A 19,888-nucleotide genomic window follows, 5' to 3' on the forward strand; every position below is an offset into this window, starting at 1 on the left:
CGGTACTCCCCTACGCCAGTCCGGCCGCGAGGGCCTTCTCGGTGGCGGCGCGCACGGCCGCCTCCTGGGCGGGCAGGAGGGGGACGCGGGGCGGCCTGCAGGCCCCGCCGTGCCGTCCCGCGAGGTCCATGGACAACTTGATGGCCTGCACGAACTCGACCTTCGAGTCCCAGCGCAGCAGCGGGTGCAGCTGCCGGTACAGCGGCTCGGCGGTGGCCAGGTCCCCGGCGACGGCCGCCCGGTACAGCTCGACGCAGGCGGCGGGGAGCGCGTTGGGGTATCCGGCGACCCAGCCCTTGGCGCCCGCCAGCGCCAGTTCCAGCGCGACGTCGTCGGCGCCGATCAGCAGGTCCAGTTCGGGGGCGAGTTCGGCGATGCGGTAGGCGCGGCGGACGTCGCCGGAGAACTCCTTCACGCCCTGGATGTGGCCCTCGCCGTGCAGTTGGGCGAGCAGCTCGGGCACCAGGTCGACCTTGGTGTCGATGGGGTTGTTGTACGCGACGACGGGCAGGCCCGCCCTCGCGACCTCGGCGTAGTGGGCGAGGACCGAACGCTCGTCCGCGCGGTAGGCATTGGGCGGCAGCAGCATCACCGCGCCGCAGCCCGCCCCGCCCGCCTGCTCGGCCCAGCGGCGGGCCTCGGCCGAGCCGTAGGCTGCGACGCCGGGCATCACGCGCCCGCCGCCGATCGCCGCGACGGCGGTCTCGACGACACGGGTGCGCTCCTCGGGGGTGAGGACCTGGTACTCGCCGAGGGAGCCGTTGGGCACGACGCCGTCGCAGCCGTTCGCGACGAGCCAGGCGCAGTGCTCGGCGTAGGCGTCGTAGTCGACGGAGAGGTCGTCGTTGAGCGGGAGCGCGGTGGCGACGAGCACGCCGCGCCAGGGGCGGGAGTCGGTCATGGGGATCCTTCCTCGAAGGCTTCCGGAGGGTTCTGGTCGCGCGCGAGCCGTCCGTGCGGGGGCCGGTCGGACGAGAGTCCGCCGGTCGAGGCCTGTTCGGACGGGGACCGGTCGGACTCGGACACGGGCCGCCCGGAGACGGCCCGGTCGGGTGCAGCCCGGTCGGGTGCAGCCCGGTCCGGAGCGGTCCGGTCGGGAGCCGGCCGGTCCGGAGCCGGCCGGTCCGGAGCGGCCCGGTCCGGTGCTGTCCCGGCGAGGATGCCGAGGGGGACGGGGCGGGCGAGGGGGCGCCGGGGCGGGTCGGAGTGGCAGCCGGTGAGGCCGGCGACGGCGGTGGCGCACATCCGGCCCTGGCACCAGCCCATCCCGGCCCGGGTGAGCAGCTTCACGGTGCGGACGTCGCCCGCGCCGAGCCCGTCGGCGGCCTCGCGGACGGCACCGGCGGTGACCTCCTCGCAGCGGCAGACGACGGTGTCGTCGGTGACCTGCGCTGCCCAGTGCGCCGGTGGGGCGAACGCGGCGTCGAGCGCGGCGGCGGCCGTGCGCAGCGCCTCGCGGGTGCGGGCGGCCGGTGCCCAGCCCGCGGGGTCCGGCTCGGTGCCGCGCAGCCGGGCGGCGGCCGAACGCCCCGCGATGTGCCCCTCGGCGAGGGCGAGGGCGGCGCCGCCGACGCCGGTGGCCTCCCCCGCCGCCCAGACGCCGGGGGCGCTCGTGCGCTGCTCGGCGTCGACGGTCACCGTCGCCCCGTCCAGGTGGCAGCCGAGCCCTTCGGCGAGGTCGGTCTGCGGGAGCAGGCCGTGGCCGACGGCCAGGGTGTCGCAGGGCAGATAACGTCCGGTGCCGCGCCTGACGTGCCCGTCGGCGTCCAGGGCCGCGACGGTGACGCCGGTCAGGCGGTCGTCGCCGTGGGCGCGGACGACGGTGTGCCGGGCGAGGGGGCGGACGCGGTGGCGCAGGAGCCGGGCGGCGTGTCCGGCGCCCTCGGGGAGCTTGCCGGCCAGTGCGCGGGCGTGCCGGGCGACCTGGCGCGGGCCGGCCGACTCCACGAGCGCGGACACCCGCGTTCCGGCCGCCGCGAGGCCGGTCGCGACGGGGAGCAGCAGGGGGCCGGTGCCGGCGACGACCGCGACCCGCCCGGGCACCACCAGACCGCTCTTGAGCATCGCCTGGGCGCCGCCGGCGGTGACGACGCCGGGGAGGGTCCAGCCGGGGAACGGCAGCACGTGTTCGTGGCTCCCGGTGGCGAGCAGCACGGCGTCGGCGTGCACGGTGGCAGGCTCGTCCTGCCCGGGGCCGAGCAGCGCGTGCACGGTGAAGGAGTCGGGCCCGCCCGTCACGGTCCACACGTGATGGCCGGTCAGCAGGCGTACACCGCTCGCGGCGAGCCCGTCCCGCAGCCGCTCCCAGGTGCGCCACTGGTGGTGCAGGGCCTGCGGCCGCCGGGCGTTCAGCTCGGCCGCCGGCTGCCGGTAGAACTGCCCGCCGGGCCCGTCCGCGGCGTCCACGACCGTGACCCGCACCCCTCGCGCGTCCGCCGCCAGCGCCGCCGCGAGACCGGCCGGTCCGGCTCCCACGACCACGAGTTCAGTCCTCATGCCCGGTGCCCTCCTGGGTGCGGATCACGTCGCCCGGCCGCGCCGGCACCAGGCAGGCCCGCTGGTTCGGTGAGTCGTTGACGGTGACCAGGCAGTCGAAGCAGACGCCGATGCCGCAGAACACGCCTCGCGGACGGCCGCTCCCCCGGGTGGTGCGCCAGGAGGTGATGCCGGCCGCCCACAGCGCGGCGGCGACCGTCCGGCCGGGCAGTGCCTCGACCGTCCGGCCGTCGACGGTGACCGTGAAGGCGCGCGCGGGCCGCGCCCGGACCAGCCTGAGGGGATTCACCGGGCCTCCGGACAGAAGCGGTCGGGACGGAACGGGGTGAGGTCGAGCGCCGGATCCGCTCCGGTCAGCAGCCCGGCGATCAGGTGCCCGGTGCCGGTGGACAGGCCGATGCCCGCGCCCTCGTGCCCGCAGGCGTGGAAGAGCCCGGGGGCCCGGGGGTCGGCGCCGATCGCCGGCAGGTGGTCGGGGAGATACGGCCGGAAGCCGGCGTACGTGCGCAGGGCGCGCACGCGGGCGAGGAAGGGGAACAGCCGGGTCGCCCCGGCCGCCAGTGCCCGCAGCGCGGGCAGCGACACGGAGCGGTCGAAGCCGACCCGCTCGCGGCTCGCGCCGATGAGGACCGGTCCGGCGGCGGTGCCCTCCACGACCGGGGAGGTCTGCAGGGCGGCCGAGTCGCTGGCGACGTCGGCGACGTACTCCGCGGCGTACACCTTGTGCCGGATGCGGGGCGGCAGCGGCTCGGTGACCAGGACGTAGCCGCGCCGGGGCAGTACCGGAAGGTGTACGCCGGCCAGGGCGGCCACCTCGCCTCCCCAGGGCCCGGCGGCGTTGACGACCGCGGGGGCGTGCACGTCGCCCCGGTCGGTGCGCACGCCGCGCACGGCGCCGCCGGGGCCGCGCAGCACGCCGGTCACCGTGCGGCCGGTGCGCAGCCGGGCGCCGGACGCGCGCAGCAGGTGGGCGGCGGCCAGGGCGGGCATGACCTGGGCGTCCTGGGGGTAGTGCACGGCGCCCGCGAGGCCCGGGGCGAGCCGGGGCTCCAGGTCGTGCAGCCGGTCCGCGGTGACACCGAGCGCCGACACCCCGGCCGCCCGCTGGCCGGCGGCGAAGGTCTCGAGACCGGCCAGCGCCTCTGGGGTCTCGGCGACGACGACACCGCCCTTGGGCTCATACTCGGTCTCGCGGCCCAGTTCCTCGGCCAGCCCGGTCCACAGACGGGCGGACAGCAGGGCCAGTTCCAGCTCGGGTCCCGGCTCCTTGTCGGAGACCAGGAGGTTGCCCTCGCCGGCTCCGGTGGTGCCGCCGGCCACCTGGCCACGGTCCACCACGATCACGTCGAGACCCTCACGGGCGGCGTACAGCGCACAGGCCGCGCCCACCATGCCGGCCCCGACCACGACAACATCGCAGGTCAGCGACTCGCTCACGCCAGTACTATGTCACACACCACAGCTGCTGAGAAGAGGGCGGGGACGCGGCGACGAGCCGTGCAGACGCGACGGCGCCCACCCGACGGCGGTCCCTCGGCCACCGACGGTCAGTCGGCCGACGGCGGTCACTCGGCCACTGACGGTCACTCGGCCGCGGGGACGACCCTCAGGTGGGACGGGGAACGGCGGGCGCGCGGCGGACGGTGCGGGGCGCGGCGCGGCTCGCGGAGGACCAGGGTCAGCCGGGTGTAGCCCAACTCCCCCAGCGCCGGGGGCGTCTCGACCACGACCCGGCACTCGGTGGTCCCCCGGCGCGGGTCGGGGTGGTGCAGCGGGCGTACGGCGCCGTCGTGTTCGACGGCCCGGGCGCCGACGGCGCGGACCCAGTGCGGCAGGCCCTGCCGGTAGGCGGCCTCCATCAGGGGGTCCTGGGCGATGTCGCGGCGGACCGCCTGCAGGCCGGGGTCGTGGCCGTGCCGCTCCAGGGTGGCGGCGAAGTGCGCCAGCATGGGGAGGCACCAGCTCGACTCGTGCTCACCGAGGACGTCCGACGCGTCCGGGTGGAAGAGCACGAACCGGAGGAAGTTGTCGTCCGGCATGGCCGTCGGGTGGGGGCCGGCCGCCCGGAAGAGCGTCCGGAAGGCGCTGTTGGCCAGCACCACGTCCCAGCGGTGGTCGACGACGAGCGAGGGGAAGGGGACGGCCTCCAGGAGCGTGCCGTAGTCCCGGAGATACGCCTGGGCGTCGGGGGACGTGGGCCGCGGCGCCGGCCGCTGCCCTTCTGCCTGAAATGCCATCGGGAGGTCACCCCTCTTGCCTATGCGGCCTTCTCGCGGCGTCCCGATCCTGGTGCCCCGACGCGAGGCGTGTCAACTATCGTGGCATTTCGTGCCTGTTGACGGCTGGAATAGGCCACAGTTGTGGCGAGACCTGGATGTGGGTTCGAGCGGCAGGCTACTCTCCGGGAAGTTCACGGCAATCGCTTGTGAGAAGCCTGTGAGGCCTGTGAGAGACGTGGGAGAGCTTTCGGTGACGGGTGGCTTCGAGGGGCGTGGCTCGGCGGGTTGCGACGCCGTGGGTCGTGGTGTTGAGGGTAGTGGCTCCGAGGCCGACCCGTTCGTACAGCGCGGTTCGGAAGGACGTGGCGCCGAGACGCCGGGTATCCTGCCGCCGGCCGCGCTCGCCGCCGTCGTCGCCCGGGTCGCCGCGCTCGCCGACCGGCTCGGCGTGCAGCACTCCGACGTCTTCGACGTGGGGTGCCTGTCCAGCGCCTCCGGCGTCCCCGAGTCCGTCGTCGGCGCGCTGCTCGGCGGCCGGCCGGCGGGCGAGCCCGATGTGCAGGCCCGGTTCGTCCAGCGGTTGGACCTGCTGCGCCGCACCCGGCTGAAGCCGAACGGCCGCAAGTACACCCAGCAGGAGATAGCCGACGGCGCCGGCATGTCGCGGCAGCAGGCGGGCGCGCTGATCAACGGCGACCGGCGGCCCACCATGGAGCACTGCGACGCCATCCAGCGCTTCTTCCGCGTCCACGCCGGCTTCCTGACCGCCGAGGACACCGAGGCGCTCGCCGGCACCCTGCGGCACACCGAGCAAGAACTGCTCCAGCAACTGGCCGACCGGGAACGGAAGGCGTCGGCGGCCGCCGACGGCGACGACCCGCTGGAGCGGCTGCTGCAGGACCACGGCGTGCGCGGCATCGCCTGGCGGGCCGCCCAACTGCCCACCGACCAGCACCGCGACAAGGTCGCCGAGTGGCTGGACATGCTCCTGGAAAACGTCAAACGCCTTGAGTAGCGGGCCCGCAGGGGGAGTTGGACGGGGCCCGGCCGGTCCGCGCGGGGAGCGCTGCTCGGGGGATTGTCAGTGGTGGGCGGCAAGCTGGGAGGGTGCCGCCGCCGTGCGGTGCGTGACCGCTGACGTCGTTGTGGGGAGAGCCGACCGATGACCACCGCCGTACCGACCGACCACGAGCGCACCGCCGTCCAGGCCTACCTGCGGCTTCTGCACACCGTGCGGGCCGGTCTCGACACCACGGCGGGTGCGGCCGGTCCCCCTCGCCCGCCCGTCGTCCCGCCGGCCGTACTGGACGAGGCCGAACGGGCCCTGGCGGCCGCGGGACTGGCAGGGAACGAGGAGGCGTTCTTCCGGCTGCTGCGCGGCTGGTGCCCCGGCCCGTGACACGGACCGCGGCGGCGCCGCGACGGCCCGCCCACCCAACGGCTCAACGGCCCGTCGGGCAGGGGGCAGGCGGCGGTGGGGCAGGGGGGGGCGGTCAGGTGTGCGGGACCGTGATCGCCGTGGTGACCAGGCCGCCGCGCGCCGTCCACCGGCCGTCGAAGTGGGTCAGGCGGCGGCCGCCCACGGTCGGCCCCGGCACCAGGAGCGCGGCGCGCAGGGTTCCGCTGCCGGGGCCGCCGCCCGGGCTCACGGAGATCTCGATGTCCGCCTCCAGGAAGTCCAGCCACCGCCGGGTCAGGGGGAACCATGCCTTGTAGACCGACTCCTTGGCGCTGAACAGCAGCCGGTCCCAGTGGACACCGGGCCGCTCCTCGGCCAGCCGGCGCAGCCGCTCCGCCTCGGCGGGCAGGGCCACACTGTCCAGAACCCCCTCCGGAAGCGGACCGTCGGGTTCGGCGTCGATGCCGAGGGAGGCCAGGTCGGTGGCGCGGGCCAGGGCCGCGGCACAGTACCCGTCGCAGTGGGTCATGCTGCCCACCAGACCGTCCGGCCAGGTCGGCGCCCCGCGTTCGCCGGGCAGGACGGGCTGCGCGGGCACGCCGAGCTTCTCCATGGCCCGGCGGGCGCAGGACCGTACGGCGGTGAACTCCCGGCGCCGCTTGGCGACCGCCCGCGCGACGATCGCCTCCTCCTCCGGGTACAGCGGCAGGTGCCCGGTCTCGTCGTGGCCGTACGCGGCCACGCTGACGACCGTGGTGGGCAGCAGTTCCTCGATCACCGGGCGGCCTCCTCGCGGGCGGGCGACGGCAGGATGCGGCGCAGCCGTCCGGGCGGGTCGGGCCGCTTGCGCCATTCCCGGGGGTAGCCCACCGAGACCTCCTCGAAGCGGACGCCTTCGTGCCAGGTGGTGCGCGGGATGTGCAGATGGCCGTAGACCATCGTGTCGACCCGGAACCTGCGGTGCCAGTCGGCGGTCAGCCGGGTGCCGCACCACATGGCGAACTCGGGGTACCACAGGACGTCGGTGGGGTGCCGGTCCAGCGGGTAGTGGTTCACCAGGATCCTCGGCAGCCCGGCCGGGAGTTCGGCCAGCCTGCGCTCGGTCTCGGCGACCCGCGCCCGGCACCACGCCTCGCGGCTGGGGTACGGGTCGGGGTGGAGCAGGTACTCGTCGCTGCACACCACGCCGGTGCCGTGGGCGTACTTCAGGCCCTCGTCCTTGGTCGCGCATCCGGCGGGCAGGAACGAGTAGTCGTAGAGCAGGAACAGCGGGGCGACGACCGCCGGGCCGCCCGCGCCCTCCCAGACCGGGTAGGGGTCCTCGGGCGTCGTCACGCCCAGCTCCCGGCAGACGTCGACCAGGTGCTCGTAGCGGGCGACTCCCCGCAGGGTGACCGTGTCCTTGGGGTGCGTCCACAGTTCGTGGTTGCCGGGGGCCCAGACGACGCGGCGGAAGCGCTCCGCGAGAATGCCGAGCGCCCAGCGGACGTCCTCGACGGTCTCGGCCACGTCGCCGGCCACCAGAAGCCAGTCCTCCGGAGAGTCCGGGTACGTCTTTTCGACCAGCGCACGGTTCTCCGGGTATCCGATGTGCAGATCGCTGATGGCCCAGAGCGTGCCCGGGGCACCGGCCGCCGACGTCATCCCTCCACCCCTTCCCGACATGCCTCCGACGTCTGCGCGACGTCCCTCCCGTGCCACGAGATCACATCCCCGACCCGGTCACAAGAGCGTCCTGGACCCGCCGGACCAGGGCAGGACCCGCGCCGCGCCGGAAGGCCCCGCACGGGCGCGGTGCATCCGTGTGACGCTCGTTGCGCTCGGGGGCGCACGTACCCCTATGATCGCCCCAACACCACCGCCACGCCTCCTTCCTCGCGCGCCGCGGCTCGGTGACCCTCCAACCCCCTGGCCGGGCACGGCCTGCTTCGCCCTGCCCGCGCGGACCCTGAAAGGCGGCTTGCATGGTTTCTCCCGTACGCGTCTGGCTCAACCGTACGTACGCGGAGAACGTCTTCTTCATGGATCAGCTGCGGAGAAATCCCGCCGACCGGGCCGTCGAGATCCATGCGACGCACGGCGATCCGGACTCCCCCGTACTGGCCGCCGCCGACACCGCCGACCTGGAGCCCGAGGGGCTCTCCCCGGCGGGCTACGTCGAGTACGCCCTGGCCCAGTGCGCGCGGCGCGGGATCGACGTCTTCGTGCCGCGGCTGCACCAGTCGGCGATCGTGGCCCACCGGGCCGATTTCGAGGCGGCGGGCACGGCACTGCTCGCGCCGCCGCCGGAGGCCGTGGCCGTCTTCCACGACAAGGTGATCGCCTACGAGGCGGTCCGGGCGATCGGCGTGCCGGTCCCGCCGTGGTGGCGGGTGCGCACGGCCGACGAGCTGGTCCGTGCGGTGGAGGAGCTGGAGGAGCGAGGCCTTCGGGCGTGCTTCAAGCCCGCGTCCGGGGCGGGCGGGGTGGGCTTCCGGATGGTCACCCGGGACCCCTTCTCCCTCACGCACCTGAACGGTTTCCCGAGTCCCTCGGTGCCGCTGCCCCTGGTCCTCGAAGCGCTGCGGGCGGCCGAGGAGCCCGTCGACTGGCTGGTGATGCCGCGGCTCGAACAGCCGGAGGTGTCGGTGGACTGCCTCACCGGGCCGGACAACCGGGTGCGGCTCGCCGTGGGCCGTACCAAGCACGGACGCCGCCGGGGGTTCACGCTCCACGAGCAGTGGCTGGCGCCGGCCCGCCGGATCGCCGAGGCGTTCGGCCTGCACCACCTGTCCAACGTGCAGTTCCGGATGTTCGGCGACCGGCCCGTGCTGATGGACGTCAACACCCGTCCGGCGGGCGGGCTGCACCAACTGGCTCTGTGCGGCGTCAACATGCCGTGGGCGGCGGTCCGGCTGGCGCTCGGCGACGACCCGGGTGAGCTGGAGCCGCCGTTCCTCGGCCAGGACTACACCGTGGTGTCGGGGCCGCGCCCGCTGCGCCCGGTGGCGCTGCCCCATCAGCGCCCGGACCTGCCCGCGGCGCCTCCGCACCCGGCCCCGTCCGCGCCGGTGCCCTCCGCGCCGGTGCCGGCCACCACGGGGCCGCTGACCGCCCCCGCCGCCGCGCGGCTGGACGCCCCCGCGCCGGACCCGGCGGCCGGGGCCCCGGCGTAGGCTCCGCGCGCCGCCCTCCCCCGGCCCGGAGTTCGTCGGTGAACCGGCCGGGGGCTGCGGGCGGGCCCCGGCGCCACGCTCGGGTCCGGGGCCGACCGCCGGCCGGTTCGGCGCGCCCGGCGGTCTACCGCAGGTACGCCAGCCCCGGGTGGACCGCCGTGTAGCCGTCGACCAGGCGGCGGGCGACGTCGACCGAGTCGACCAGGGGGTGCAGCGCGAAGGCGCGTACGGCCATCTCGCGGGAGCCGGTCCCGGCCGCGGCCAGGATGTCGCGCTCCACGGCCTTGACCGCGCAGACCAGTCCGGTCGCGTGCCCCGGCAGCGGGTCCACGGCCACCGGGTGGGCGCCGTTCGCGTCCACCAGGCACGGCACCTCGATCACGGCGTCCGGGTCCAGGACCGACAGGGTGCCGCGGTTGCGGACGTTGAGGATCAGAGTGGTGCGCTCGTCGCGGGCGACGGCCCGCATCAGGGCCAGCGCCACGTTCTCGTAGCCGCCCGACAGGTCCTCGGCCTCGCGCTCGCCCGCCCCCGCCGTCTCCCGGTTCTCCGCCATGTAGGTGGCCTCGCGCTCGGCACGGGTGCGGTCCCAGGTGGCCAGCGCGGGTGCGTCGGGCGAGCGCATCCCGTCGTAGAAACAGGCCTGCTGGTCGCGCAGGAACGCGCCCCGGGTGCGGTCGGCCTCCTGGTAGGCGCGGACCGTCTCCCGGTTGAAGTAGTAGTAGTGGAGGTACTCGTTGGGGATCGCGCCGAGCGAGCGCAGCCACTCGGCGCCGAAGAGCCGGCCCTCCTCGAAGGAGCCGAGCAGTTCCGGGTCCGCGAGCAGGCGCGGGAGTTGGTCGCGTCCGGCCACGCGCAGGCCCCGCAGCCAGCCGAGGTGGTTGAGGCCGACGTAGTCGATCCAGGCCCGGTCCGGGTCGGCGCCCAGCACGCGCGCGACACGGCGGCCGAGGCCGACCGGCGAGTCGCAGATGCCGATGACGCGGTCGCCGAGGTGCCGGGACATGGCCTCGGTGACGAGACCGGCCGGGTTGGTGAAGTTGATGACCCAGGCGTCCGGCGCCAGCCGGGCCACGCGGCGCGCGATGTCGACGGCGACCGGAACGGTCCGCAGCCCGTAGGCGATGCCGCCCGCGCCCACCGTCTCCTGGCCGAGCACGCCCTCGGCGAGCGCGACCCGTTCGTCCTCGGCCCGCCCTTCCAGGCCGCCGACGCGGATCGCGGAGAACACGAAGTCGGCGCCGCGCAGCGCCTCGTCCAGGTCGGTCGTCGCGACCACTTCCGGCGCATCCGGCACTCCGGCGGCCTGCTCGGCCAGCACCCGGCCGACCGCCGACAGGCGGGCCGCGTCCAGATCGTGCAGGACCACCTGGGTCACACGGCCCTCGGCACGGTCGCGGAGCAGCGCCCCGTACACGAGCGGCACCCGGAATCCGCCGCCGCCCAGAATCGTCAGCCTCACGTCCGCACCCATCTTCCGTCGCCTCGTCGCCGCCGCAGCCGTCGCTCCCCGCGTGACGCCGATCATGGCACGCCCAGGGGGTGTCCCGAGGCACGCGGACAGGCAGGCCGGCCGGCGACCGCGGCGGTTCCGGCGCGGCGCCCGGCCGGGCACGTCCGCGGCCGCGCCCGCGCCCGCCCCGCACGTTCGCGGACGTACATGACGTTCACGGGCCGAACTCCCCACCCCCGCAAGGAGATTCTCGACTTCACCTCTTGACGGCCGCCGCGGCGGAGAGCACATTGGCCGCACTCTGAGAGCGCTCTCAGAACGCTCCCCGCGGAGCGCGCTCGGGGCGTACCGCTTCCCACTCCCGCATCCGAGAGGCGACCCCCACATGAGAGAGACTTCCGGCAACCCGCCCAGACGCCGGCCGCTGCGCCGGGCGCTGGTGGCCGTCGTCGGCACGCTCGGACTCGCCGCGGCGGCGACGGTGGCCACGGGCCCGTCCGCCGGCGCCTCCGTCCCCCCGCCCCCGTCCGGCTGGACGCAGGTCTTCGCCGACGACTTCGACGGTGCGGCCGGCTCCGGTGTGAACACGGCCGACTGGCAGTACGACACCGGCACCTCGTACCCCGGCGGCCCCGCCAACTGGGGCACCGGCGAGATCGAGACCATGACCTCGTCCCCGAGCAACGTCTCGCTGGACGGCGGCGGCAACCTCCGCATCACCCCGCAGCGCGACGGCGCGGGCAACTGGACGTCGGGCCGGATCGAGACCAGGCGCGCCGACTTCGAGCCCCCGGCCGGCGGCAAGCTCCGCGTGGAGGCCCGCATCCAGGTCCCGAACGTCACCGGGGCCGCGGCCAAGGGCTACTGGCCGGCGTTCTGGATGCTCGGCTCGCCCTACCGGGGCAACTACTGGAACTGGCCCGGGGTCGGCGAGATCGACGTCATGGAGAACACCCAGGGCCTCAACACGGTCTGGGCCACGCTGCACTGCGGCACCTCCCCCGGCGGCCCGTGCAACGAGACCACCGGCATCGGCGGCAGCAGGGCCTGCCCCGGCGCCACCTGCCAGGCGGGCTTCCACACCTACGGGGTGGAGTGGGACCGCTCGACGGGCGTGGAGGAGATCCGCTTCTACGTCGACGGCGACAACTACCACACGGTCCGCGCCAACCAGGTCGACGCGACGACGTGGGCGAACGCCACCAACCACGGCTACTTCATCATCCTCAACGTGGCGATGGGCGGGGGCTTCCCGGACGCCTTCGGCGGCGGCCCGGACGGCGGCACCCAGCCCGGCCACTCGATGCTCGTGGACTACGTCCAGGTGCTGTCGGCCGGTGGGGGCGGTACCACGCCACCGCCGACCGGCGGTGACCGCGACGCGTACAGCGCCGTCGAGGCCGAGTCGTACGACGCCCAGTCCGGCACGACGACCGAGGGCAGCTCGGACTCGGGCGGCGGGAGCAACCTCGGCGCCCTGGCGAACGGCGACTGGGTCCAGTACAAGGGCGTGAAGTTCGGTACGAGCGCCGCCACGCAGTTCAAGGCCCGGGTGGCGAGCGGCGCGGCAGCGGGCGTCAGCGGCCTGGTGGAGGTGCGGCTCGACAGCCGGACCGCCACGCCGGTCGGCAGCTTCGCCGTGGGCAACACGGGCGGCTGGCAGTCGTGGCGGACGATCCCGGCGAACATCACCCCGGTGACCGGCACGCACGACGTGTACCTGACCTTCAGCAGCGGTCAGCCCGCCGACTTCGTGAACGTGAACTGGTTCAGCTTCGGCCGCTGACCCCACCGGACCACCGGCCGGCACACCGGCACCCATGCACCCCCCGCAGGAGGGCGAAGGGGCTCCACGCGCGCGTGGAGCCCCTTTGTCGTACCCCGTTGGTCGTACCGCCTTTGTCGTACCCGGATCGTCGTACCCGGCCGCCGCGCGGGCGGCGCTCAGCGCAGCTCCGCCCGGAAGGCCGCCGGGGTCTGGTCCGTGTGCTGCTGGAAGAACTTGGAGAAGTTGGCCGCGTCCGGGAAGCCGACCGCCGCGCCGACCCGCCCGATCGGCATCCCGGTGTGGGCGAGGAGGCGCTTGGCCTCCAGGACGACGCGCTTGTCGATGAACCCCTTGGGCGTCTCGCCGGTGGCGGCCCGCACCGCGCGGACGAGGGTGCGGCGGGAGTAACCGAGCGCGTCGGCGTAGGCGCTGACGCTGTGGTTGGTGGCGAAGCCCCGCTCGACCGCCTCCCGGAACAGGACGAAGGTGCGGTCCCCCGGCGTGTCGACCCGCCCCCGCGCCCGGTCCGGGTCGGCCGCGAGATGGGCGAGGCGCAGCAGGAACGCGGAGAGCGTGTGGCGCAGTACGGCGGTGTGCAGGCTGAGCGGCAGCGTGGTCGCGTCCTCGTACTCGCGCCGCAGTTGGTCGAGGGAGGCCGTCAGCCCGGCGAGCCGTGCCGCGTCGGGGCGGAGCAGCGGCGGCAGGTCGTACCGGTAGAGGCCGGCGGCCTCCACGGTGGCGCGGGGCAGGAAGCCGGGCTGCATGGTCAGCACCGTTCCGCGGTACTCGCGGTCCTGCGAGAAGCGGTGGACCTGCCCGGGGCGGATCCACAGCAGCTCGCCGGCCGCCGCCTCGTACTCGGCGAAGTCGATCATGTGGCGGACCGGTCCGCCGGTGAAGAGCATGACGACGTGGAAGTCGATGCGGTGCACGCGGCGCAGCGGGGCCTGCGCGTGCCAGGTGCGGCCGGAGCCCATGGGACCGACCTGCATGCCGACGCCGAGGAGGCTGAGATCGACCGGGAAGGGGAACGTTCTGATCCCGCCGCCGCCCTCTGCCGCACTGCCGCCGTCTTGAGTGTGTTCGTCCGCCATGTCCTACTCGTGCCGTCCTGCCCGCGCACCCCGGGGCCGGGGCGTGTCCCAGTTTCACCACAGGCTGGCACACCGCAACCTTCACTCTCAAAAGTCAGACTTTTAATCTTGAACGCGTCAGGTCAGTTCCTCCGCTCCCATCGAGGATTTCTTGAAGATGAGTACGCAGCCGAGCACGCAGACAGTGGACAGCGCGGACCGATTCGAATGGACCGAACTCGACCGGCGTGCCGTCGACACCGCCCGAGTTCTGGCGGCCGACGCCGTGCAGAAGGTCGGCAACGGCCATCCGGGCACGGCGATGGCTCTCGCCCCGGCGGCGTACACGATCTTTCAGAAGGTGATGAGGCACGACCCCGCCGACCCCGAGTGGACCGGCCGGGACCGCTTCGTCCTCTCCCCCGGCCACACGTCGCTGACCCTCTACACGCAGCTCTACCTCGCCGGGTACGAGCTGGGTCTCGACGACCTCAAGGCGTTCCGCACGCACGGCTCCAAGACACCGGGGCACCCCGAGTACGGTCACACGGCGGGTGTCGAGACGACGACCGGCCCGCTGGGCCAGGGCGTCGCCAACGCCGTGGGCATGGCGATGGCCGCCCGCTACGAGCGCGGCCTGTTCGATCCGGAGGCCCCTGGCGGCGAGTCCCCCTTCGACCACACGGTCTGGGCGGTCGTCAGCGACGGCGACCTCCAGGAGGGCGTCTCCGCCGAGGCGTCCTCGATCGCCGGCCACCAGCGGCTCGGCAATCTCGTCCTCCTCTACGACGACAACCACATCTCCATCGAGGGCGACACCGCGACCGCGTTCTCCGAGGACGTGCTGAAGCGGTACGAGGCCTACGGCTGGCACACGCAGCGCATCGAGCCCGCCGAGAACGGCGACGTCGACGTGCACGCGCTGTACGCGGCGCTGACGGCGGCGAAGGCCGAGACCGGTCGCCCGTCCATCATCGGCATGCGCACGGTCATCGCCTGGCCCGCCCCGAACGCGCGTGGCACCGAGGCCTCCCACGGCTCCGCCCTCGGCGCGGACGAGGTCGCCGCCACCAAACGGGTCCTCGGCTTCGACCCGGAGCGGTCCTTCGAGGTCTCCGACGAGGTGCTCGCCCACACCCGCCGGGCCCTGGACCGGGGCGCCGAGGCGCACACCGCGTGGGACAAGCGGATCGCCGCCTGGCGCGACGCCGCCCCCGAGCGGGCGGCGCTGTTCGACCGCGTGGTGGCGGGCCGGCTGCCCGAGGGCTGGGAGGACACCCTGCCGGTGTTCGAGGCCGGCGGGTCCGTCGCCACCCGCGCCGCCTCCGGCAAGGTGCTCCAGGCCCTCGGCCCGGTGCTGCCCGAGCTGTGGGGCGGCTCGGCCGACCTGGCCGGCTCGAACAACACGACGATCGACAAGACGTCGTCCTTCCTCCCGGCGGGCAACCCCCTGCCGGAGGCCGACCCCTACGGCCGCACCGTCCACTTCGGCATCCGCGAGTTCTCGATGGCCGCCGAGATGAACGGCATCGCCCTGCACGGCAACACCCGCGTCTACGGCGGAACGTTCCTGGTCTTCTCCGACTACATGCGCAACGCGGTCCGCATGTCCGCGCTGATGCAGCTGCCGGTGACGTACGTGTGGACGCACGACTCCGTCGGCCTCGGGGAGGACGGCCCCACCCACCAGCCGGTCGAGCACCTGGCCGCCCTGCGCGCGATCCCGGGCCTGAACGTGGTCCGCCCGGCCGACGCCAACGAGACCGCGACCGCCTGGGCCGAGATCCTCCGGCGCCACTCCACCGCCCCGGCCCCGCACGGCCTCGTCCTCACCCGCCAGGGCGTGCCCACCCGCGAGCCGAACCCGGCCGCGGCCCGCGGCGGCTACGTCCTCGCCGACGCCTCTGCCGGCGCCCCGGACGTCGTCCTGATCGCCACCGGCTCCGAGGTCCAGCTCGCCGTGGCGGCCAGGGAGGCGCTGGAGGCGGAGGGCACGCCCACCCGCGTGGTGTCGATGCCGTCCGTCGAGTGGTTCGAGGAGCAGCCGCGCGAGTACCGCGAGAGCGTGCTGCCGCCGGCCGTGCGGGCCCGGGTGGCCGTGGAGGCCGGAATCGGCCTGACCTGGCACAAGTACGTGGGGGACGCGGGCCGCGTCGTCTCCCTCGAGCACTTCGGCGCCTCCGCCGACGCCAAGACCCTGTTCACCGAGTTCGGCTTCACCGCCGAGCACGTGGCCGCCGCCGCCAGGGAGTCCCTGGCCGCCGCCCGCGGCTGAGCCGACCCCGCCAAGCCCGCGACCCCGCGCACCCCCGCGAAACCGCGAAACCCGCGAAGCAGAAAGAGAAGATGATCACTGTGACCGAAGCAACCGCGACCGCGACCGCGCTCGCGACCCCACCGGCGGGAGCGCTGCGGCGCCTGGCCGACCAGGGTGTCTCCGTCTGGCTGGACGACCTGTCGCGGCGGCGGATCGAGTCCGGCAACCTGGCCGAGCTGATCAGGACGAAGAACGTCGTCGGCGTCACCACCAACCCGTCGATCTTCCAGGCCGCGATCGGCTCCGGCGAGGGCTACGAGGAGCAGCTCGCCGACCTCGCCGTCCGGGGCGTCACCGTCGACGAGGCGGTCCGCATGATGACCACCGCCGACGTCCGCGCCGCCGCCGACGTGCTGCGCGAGGTGTACGACGCGACCGGCGGCCGGGACGGCCGGGTCTCCATCGAGGTCGACCCGCGCCTCGCCCACGACACGCGGGCCACGGTCGCGGAGGCCGGGCAGCTGGCCTGGCTGGTCGACCGGCCCAACGTGATGATCAAGATACCGGCGACGAAGGCGGGCCTTCCGGCGATCACCGAGGTCGTCGGCGCCGGCATCAGCGTCAACGTCACGCTGATCTTCTCCCTGGAGCGCTACCGCGAGGTCATGGACGCCTACCTCGCCGGCCTGGAGAAGGCGCGGGCCGCGGGGCTCGACCTGTCCGGCATCCACTCCGTGGCCTCCTTCTTCGTCTCCCGCGTCGACAGCGAGATCGACAAGCGGCTGACGCTGCTGGGCACGGAGGAGGCCCGCGACCTGCGCGGCAGGGCGGCCCTGGCCAACGCGCGCCTGGCCTACGAGGCGTACGAGAACGTCTTTGCGGGCGACCGCTTCACCGCCCTCGCCGGGGCCCGCGCCAACCCCCAGCGCCCCCTGTGGGCGTCCACCGGTGTGAAGGACCCGGCATTCCGGGACACCCTGTACGTGGAGGAGCTGGTCGCTCCCGGCACCGTGAACACGATGCCGGAGGCCACCCTGGACGCCGCCGCCGATCACGGCGAGGTCCGGGGCGACACGGTCACCGGCGGGTACGCCCGGGCGCGGGCCGACCTCGCGGCCGTGGAGCGGCTCGGCATCTCCTACGACGAGGTGGTGGAGCAGCTGGAGCAGGAGGGCGTGGCGAAGTTCGAGGCGGCCTGGCAGGACCTGCTCGCCGCCGTGACGAAGTCCCTCGACAGCAAGGGAGTTGACGGGGAATGAGCGAGGAGCTTCCCGCTACGACGGTCCAGGAGACCAAGGCGACGAAGGAAGCCAAGGAGGCGCGGACGGCCCGGGAGGCCGCGGGTCCGCTGCACGCCGAGGAGTCCGAGGACGCCCAGCAGGCACGGACCGCCGACGCGGCCAGGGCGTCCGGGCCGGCCAAGGGCGCCCGGGGCGCGAAGAAGTCCGGGACCGCCCATGCCGCCAAGGGGGCGAAGAGCGGGAGCGCGGGTGCGAAGGCCGTGGAGCCGGTGGCGCCGCTCGACTGGAGCAACCCCCTGCGCGATCCCCAGGACCGCCGTCTGCCCCGTATCGCCGGCCCGTCCGGGCTGGTCATCTTCGGCGTCACCGGTGACCTGTCCCGCCGCAAGCTGATGCCGGCCGTGTACGACCTGGCCAACCGCGGCCTGCTGCCGCCCGGCTTCTCGCTGGTCGGCTTCGCCCGCCGGGACTGGGAGGACCAGGACTTCGCCGAGGTGGTGCACGACGCGGTCAAGGAGCACGCGCGCACGCCGTTCCGCGAGGAGGTCTGGCAGCAGCTCTCCGAGGGCATGCGGTTCATCCCCGGCGACTTCGACGACGACCACGCGTTCGAACAGCTGCGCAAGGCCGTGGAGGAGCTGGACGCCTCGCGCGGCACCAGCGGCAACTACGCCTTCTACCTCTCCGTGCCGCCGAAGTTCTTCCCGAAGGTCGTCCAGCAGCTCAAGAAGCACGGGCTGACCGACGCGCCGGACGGCTCCTGGCGCCGTGCGGTGATCGAGAAGCCGTTCGGCCACGACCTGGACAGCGCCCGCGACCTGAACGCGCTGGTGCACGAGGTGTTCGACCCGGAGCAGGTGTTCCGGATCGACCACTACCTGGGCAAGGAGACCGTCCAGAACATCCTGGCCCTGCGCTTCGCCAACCAGATGTACGAGCCGATCTGGAACCGGTCCTACGTCGACCACGTCCAGATCACGATGGCCGAGGACATCGGCATCGGCGGCCGGGCCGGCTACTACGACGGCATCGGGCGGGTCCCCGGCTACCTGGAGGAGGAGGGCATCGACCCGGCCTCCACCACCGACACCTACGCGGCGATCAAGCTCGGGATCGACAACCGGCGCTGGGCCGGGGTCCCGTTCTACCTGCGCACCGGCAAGCGCCTCGGCCGCCGGGTCACGGAGATCGCGGTGGTCTTCCAGCGCGCCCCGCACTCCCCCTTCGACTCCACCGCCACGGAGGAGCTGGGCGAGAACGCGATCGTGATCCGCGTCCAGCCCGACGAGGGCATGACGGTCCGGTTCGGCTCCAAGGTGCCGGGCACGTCGATGGAGATCCGGGACGTGTCCATGGACTTCGCGTACGGCGAGTCGTTCACGGAGTCCAGCCCGGAGGCGTACGAACGGCTGATCCTGGACGTCCTCCTGGGCGACGCCAACCTCTTCCCGCGCCACCAGGAGGTGGAGGAGTCCTGGCGCATCCTCGACCCGGTCGAGGAGTACTGGGCCTCGCACGACAAGCCCGCGCAGTACGCGTCGGGCGGCTGGGGACCGCGGGAAGCAGACGAGATGCTCGCACGAGACGGACGGAGCTGGCGCAGGCCATGAGGATCGACCTGACCGACACCACGGCAAGCAAGGTCAACAAGGCGCTGGTGCAGGGCCGCCGGGCCATCGGCACCCCGGCCGTGGGCATGGTGCTCACGCTGGTGATCGTCACGGACGAGGAGAACGCGTACGACGCGATCAAGGCGGCCGAGGAGGCCTCGCACGAGCACCCCTCGCGCACCCTGGTCGTCATCAAGCGCCACCCCCGCAACCTGCGGGACCGCACCCGCTCGCACCTCGACGCCGAGGTCCGGGTCGGCTCGGAGGCCGGCACCGGCGAGACCGTCGTGCTGCGCATGTACGGGGAGGTGTCCGAGCACGCCGACTCGGTGGTGCTGCCGCTGCTGCTGCCGGACGCGCCGGTCGTCGTCTGGTGGCCGGTCCAGGCGCCGGACAACCCGGCCAAGGACCCGCTGGGCGCGCTGGCCCAGCGCCGGATCACCGACCTCTACACGGTCGAGCGGCCGATGGAGGTCCTGGAGCGCCGGGTCCGCGCCTACGCGCCCGGCGACACCGACCTCGCCTGGACCCGGCTGACGCTGTGGCGTTCGATGCTGGCCGCGGCCCTCGACCAGGCCCGGACGCCGGTGACCTCGGCGGTCGTGGAGGCGGAGGCGGACAACCCGGCCGCCGAACTCCTGGCCCGCTGGCTGGAGGCCCGGCTGCGGGTCCGGGTGGAGCGCGTGGTCACCGACGGCCCGGTCGTCACGGCCGTGCGCCTCGGCACCGCGAACGGCGAGATCGTCATCGACCGGCCGGAGGGCCCGCTCGCCACGATGACCCTGCCTGGTCAGCCCCCGCGCTCCCTCGCGCTGAAGGTGCGCGCCACCTCCGAACTCATCGCCGAGGAGCTCAGGCGCCTCGACGCCGACGAGATGTACGCCGTCGCCCTGCGGGGCGAGGCCGGCAAGGAGACCCCCGTCCATGTCTGACACCCCGAAGCTCGACCGGCGGCCCGAGTGGACCGCGCTCGCCGACCACCGCAAGGACGCGCTGCCGCGGCCGGACCTGCGTGAGCTGTTCGCCCAGGACCCCGGGCGGGCCGAGCGGTACGTCGTGCGCGTCGGCGACCTGCGCATCGACTACTCCAAGAACCTGGTCACCGACGAGACCCTGGCGCTGCTGCGGGAACTGGCCGCCGCGACCGACGTGTTCGGGCTGCGCGACGCCATGTTCCGCGGCGAGCGGATCAACATCACCGAGGACCGCGCCGTGCT

Annotated in this window: 17 protein-coding genes and 1 pseudogene; 9 read left to right on the forward strand and 9 right to left on the reverse strand. The window is 74.1% G+C overall.

Annotated features, from left to right (window positions below):
• Positions 1-10: 10 nt before the first annotated feature.
• The 5 genes from IG94_RS0130900 to IG94_RS0130920 form a co-directional block, all read right to left on the reverse strand.
• On the reverse strand, positions 11-901 hold the full coding sequence (locus tag IG94_RS0130900; protein WP_031044760.1) for a dihydrodipicolinate synthase family protein: 891 nt from the start codon (positions 899-901) through the stop codon (positions 11-13).
• Positions 898-2,496: an FAD-dependent oxidoreductase gene (locus IG94_RS0130905; protein ID WP_224326129.1), complete on the reverse strand. Its 1,599-nt coding sequence runs from the start codon at positions 2,494-2,496 to the stop codon at positions 898-900. Before IG94_RS0130905 ends, IG94_RS0130900 begins: the two co-directional genes overlap by 4 nt.
• Positions 2,486-2,785 carry a (2Fe-2S)-binding protein gene (locus IG94_RS0130910; RefSeq protein WP_031044765.1) on the reverse strand — a complete coding sequence of 100 codons (300 nt, stop codon included), beginning with the start codon at positions 2,783-2,785 and terminating at the stop codon, positions 2,486-2,488. The genes IG94_RS0130905 and IG94_RS0130910 overlap by 11 nt, the downstream gene beginning before the upstream one ends.
• Positions 2,782-3,933 carry an NAD(P)/FAD-dependent oxidoreductase gene (locus IG94_RS0130915; protein ID WP_031044768.1) on the reverse strand — a complete coding sequence of 384 codons (1,152 nt, stop codon included), beginning with the start codon at positions 3,931-3,933 and terminating at the stop codon, positions 2,782-2,784. The genes IG94_RS0130910 and IG94_RS0130915 overlap by 4 nt, the downstream gene beginning before the upstream one ends.
• A gap of 146 nt (positions 3,934-4,079) precedes the next feature.
• Complete coding sequence (locus tag IG94_RS0130920) at positions 4,080-4,733, reverse strand: MmyB family transcriptional regulator (RefSeq protein ID WP_031044770.1); 654 nt, start codon at positions 4,731-4,733, stop codon at positions 4,080-4,082.
• Between the two features lie 364 nt (positions 4,734-5,097).
• Here IG94_RS0130920 and IG94_RS0130925 point away from each other — a divergent pair, with 364 nt between their 5' ends.
• Both IG94_RS0130925 and IG94_RS0130930 read left to right on the forward strand, forming a co-directional pair.
• Positions 5,098-5,730 carry a helix-turn-helix domain-containing protein gene (locus tag IG94_RS0130925; RefSeq protein ID WP_031044771.1) on the forward strand — a complete coding sequence of 211 codons (633 nt, stop codon included), beginning with the start codon at positions 5,098-5,100 and terminating at the stop codon, positions 5,728-5,730.
• Positions 5,731-5,877: 147 nt separating this feature from the next.
• A complete protein-coding gene (locus IG94_RS0130930; protein WP_031044774.1) occupies positions 5,878-6,114 on the forward strand; it encodes a hypothetical protein in 237 nt (78 codons plus the stop codon).
• Between the two features lie 94 nt (positions 6,115-6,208).
• Here IG94_RS0130930 and IG94_RS0130935 read toward each other — a convergent pair whose 3' ends face one another.
• Positions 6,209-6,892 (reverse strand): 4'-phosphopantetheinyl transferase family protein, encoded by a 684-nt coding sequence (locus tag IG94_RS0130935; protein ID WP_031044776.1) that lies wholly within the window; start codon positions 6,890-6,892, stop codon positions 6,209-6,211.
• A complete protein-coding gene (locus tag IG94_RS0130940) occupies positions 6,889-7,758 on the reverse strand; it encodes a metallophosphoesterase family protein (protein WP_031044779.1) in 870 nt (289 codons plus the stop codon). The genes IG94_RS0130935 and IG94_RS0130940 overlap by 4 nt, the downstream gene beginning before the upstream one ends.
• A gap of 320 nt (positions 7,759-8,078) precedes the next feature.
• Here IG94_RS0130940 and IG94_RS0130945 point away from each other — a divergent pair, with 320 nt between their 5' ends.
• Complete coding sequence (locus tag IG94_RS0130945) at positions 8,079-9,269, forward strand: ATP-grasp domain-containing protein (RefSeq protein WP_031044781.1); 1,191 nt, start codon at positions 8,079-8,081, stop codon at positions 9,267-9,269.
• Between the two features lie 124 nt (positions 9,270-9,393).
• Here IG94_RS0130945 and IG94_RS0130950 read toward each other — a convergent pair whose 3' ends face one another.
• On the reverse strand, positions 9,394-10,731 hold the full coding sequence (locus IG94_RS0130950; protein ID WP_031044784.1) for a 6-phospho-beta-glucosidase: 1,338 nt from the start codon (positions 10,729-10,731) through the stop codon (positions 9,394-9,396).
• A gap of 376 nt (positions 10,732-11,107) precedes the next feature.
• On the opposite strand from IG94_RS0130950, the gene IG94_RS0130955 reads away from it, so the two are divergent.
• Positions 11,108-12,508, forward strand: a complete 1,401-nt coding sequence (locus tag IG94_RS0130955; RefSeq protein WP_031044787.1) for a glycoside hydrolase family 16 protein — start codon at positions 11,108-11,110, stop codon at positions 12,506-12,508.
• Between the two features lie 158 nt (positions 12,509-12,666).
• Here IG94_RS0130955 and IG94_RS0130960 read toward each other — a convergent pair whose 3' ends face one another.
• Complete coding sequence (locus tag IG94_RS0130960) at positions 12,667-13,584, reverse strand: helix-turn-helix transcriptional regulator (protein WP_031044790.1); 918 nt, start codon at positions 13,582-13,584, stop codon at positions 12,667-12,669.
• A gap of 157 nt (positions 13,585-13,741) precedes the next feature.
• Between IG94_RS0130960 and tkt the strand changes: the two genes are divergently transcribed.
• From tkt to IG94_RS0130985, 5 genes and pseudogenes are all read left to right on the forward strand, one after another.
• Positions 13,742-15,838 (forward strand): transketolase, encoded by a 2,097-nt coding sequence (tkt, locus tag IG94_RS0130965; protein ID WP_031044793.1) that lies wholly within the window; start codon positions 13,742-13,744, stop codon positions 15,836-15,838.
• Between the two features lie 71 nt (positions 15,839-15,909).
• Positions 15,910-17,079, forward strand: a complete 1,170-nt coding sequence (gene tal / locus IG94_RS0130970) for a transaldolase (RefSeq protein ID WP_031044795.1) — start codon at positions 15,910-15,912, stop codon at positions 17,077-17,079.
• Positions 17,076-18,671, forward strand: a complete 1,596-nt coding sequence (locus IG94_RS0130975; RefSeq protein WP_031044798.1) for a glucose-6-phosphate dehydrogenase — start codon at positions 17,076-17,078, stop codon at positions 18,669-18,671. The genes tal and IG94_RS0130975 overlap by 4 nt, the downstream gene beginning before the upstream one ends.
• Complete coding sequence (opcA, locus tag IG94_RS0130980) at positions 18,668-19,603, forward strand: glucose-6-phosphate dehydrogenase assembly protein OpcA (protein WP_031044800.1); 936 nt, start codon at positions 18,668-18,670, stop codon at positions 19,601-19,603. Before IG94_RS0130975 ends, opcA begins: the two co-directional genes overlap by 4 nt.
• Positions 19,596-19,888: pseudogene (locus IG94_RS0130985) on the forward strand (glucose-6-phosphate isomerase); the annotation flags it as partial. The gene opcA and the pseudogene IG94_RS0130985, both read left to right, overlap by 8 nt.

Origin of the sequence: Streptomyces olivaceus (assembly GCF_000721235.1) — a bacterium.
GTDB classification, from domain to species: domain Bacteria; phylum Actinomycetota; class Actinomycetes; order Streptomycetales; family Streptomycetaceae; genus Streptomyces; species Streptomyces olivaceus.

Coding starts and splice junctions, on each gene's coding strand:
- IG94_RS0130900 (WP_031044760.1), bottom strand. CDS start 901: ATGACCGACTCCCGCCCCTGGCGCGGCGTGCTCGTCGCCACCGCGCTC.
- IG94_RS0130905 (WP_224326129.1), bottom strand. CDS start 2,496: ATGAGGACTGAACTCGTGGTCGTGGGAGCCGGACCGGCCGGTCTCGCG.
- IG94_RS0130920 (WP_031044770.1), bottom strand. CDS start 4,733: ATGGCATTTCAGGCAGAAGGGCAGCGGCCGGCGCCGCGGCCCACGTCC.
- IG94_RS0130930 (WP_031044774.1), top strand. CDS start 5,878: ATGACCACCGCCGTACCGACCGACCACGAGCGCACCGCCGTCCAGGCC.
- IG94_RS0130940 (WP_031044779.1), bottom strand. CDS start 7,758: ATGACGTCGGCGGCCGGTGCCCCGGGCACGCTCTGGGCCATCAGCGAT.
- IG94_RS0130945 (WP_031044781.1), top strand. CDS start 8,079: ATGGTTTCTCCCGTACGCGTCTGGCTCAACCGTACGTACGCGGAGAAC.
- IG94_RS0130955 (WP_031044787.1), top strand. CDS start 11,108: ATGAGAGAGACTTCCGGCAACCCGCCCAGACGCCGGCCGCTGCGCCGG.
- IG94_RS0130960 (WP_031044790.1), bottom strand. CDS start 13,584: ATGGCGGACGAACACACTCAAGACGGCGGCAGTGCGGCAGAGGGCGGC.
- tkt (WP_031044793.1), top strand. CDS start 13,742: ATGAGTACGCAGCCGAGCACGCAGACAGTGGACAGCGCGGACCGATTC.
- tal (WP_031044795.1), top strand. CDS start 15,910: ATGATCACTGTGACCGAAGCAACCGCGACCGCGACCGCGCTCGCGACC.
- IG94_RS0130975 (WP_031044798.1), top strand. CDS start 17,076: ATGAGCGAGGAGCTTCCCGCTACGACGGTCCAGGAGACCAAGGCGACG.
- opcA (WP_031044800.1), top strand. CDS start 18,668: ATGAGGATCGACCTGACCGACACCACGGCAAGCAAGGTCAACAAGGCG.